This is a genomic window from Parendozoicomonas callyspongiae, assembly GCF_023502345.1.
Lineage (GTDB): Bacteria > Pseudomonadota > Gammaproteobacteria > Pseudomonadales > Endozoicomonadaceae > Sansalvadorimonas > Sansalvadorimonas callyspongiae.
Genome location: NZ_JAMFLX010000103.1, coordinates 1 through 937 on the forward strand (window position 1 = coordinate 1; position 937 = coordinate 937).

General features: G+C 48.1%; 1 protein-coding gene. It reads left to right on the forward strand.

Features of this window, described 5'->3' with window-relative positions; all coding sequences use genetic code 11:
* Window positions 1-262, forward strand: a 262-nt coding sequence (locus M3P05_RS20460) for a hypothetical protein (RefSeq protein WP_249701988.1), incomplete at its 5' end; no start/stop codon positions are given.
* Window positions 263-937 lie beyond the last annotated feature (675 nt).

A 937-nucleotide genomic window follows, 5' to 3' on the forward strand; every position in this document is an offset into this window, starting at 1 on the left:
TAACGCCTGCGTGTGGGGCGCCGTAGGCGTCCCAGGCAGCTTGCTGCCGTACACGACGCTCTTGTTAGGCGCCTACCAGATTGACGATAATGCCAGCCACACAACGATGCGCTTTTTGTGCAGCAAGCACGTTATTTATGGCTGGCCAGCCTGTAAACCTTTGGTGAAACCTGATGTTGATTGCCAGCCTGGCACACTATTGAAGGTTTTAAGAATAAACACCAATGTTTGCCTGATGCCGGTTGCACGATGTTTTTGCTGACGTTGGTTGCACGAAAACATTTGCTCAATTCTTGCTCGCCGCAAACCTTGAATGAGCCGGTAACACAGAATTTGATTGCGGCGTAACTGGAAGGGAATAACTCCGATGCAGCTCCAACGGCAGCTTGCACGATAAATAAGGCAGCTGCCCAAGCTCAATGTTGGCTTTGCCTCGCCTAACGCTCGCATGATGGGCGCCGCTTGCGGCGTCCAACCCATGCGCTTGTTACACGCGTTGTTGCAGGCGATGTTTTAAATTGCTGACGCTGGCATGGCACGAATGAAGCGATGACCAACTGTCAGGAAAACTGCGAATGTTTGCTGTACAACCAGAATACCCCAAACAAACACAAAAACTCTGTTGCCAGCTTTGGGATAGTGAACAGCGATGGTTGTGAAACCCGGATTCTTACACCACAAAAATACTAAAAACCTGCCATGAAACTTTGAAATAGCAGTCTGCACGAAACCTGGGTTGCACAATGTTTATGCTGGCAAAACTGGGAAGAAGCCCTGAAAGAGTTTGCAGGAAACACACGTTGAATTGCTGAACTTTCAGGAAAACGACGTGGTAAACTCAAAGCCTTATTGCCAGCTCCACGAAACTTATTTTTCTCTCGTTTGATTCTGATTTTGCAGGAGAAGAATTATTTAAACTCCCAACCGCGTGTAACGC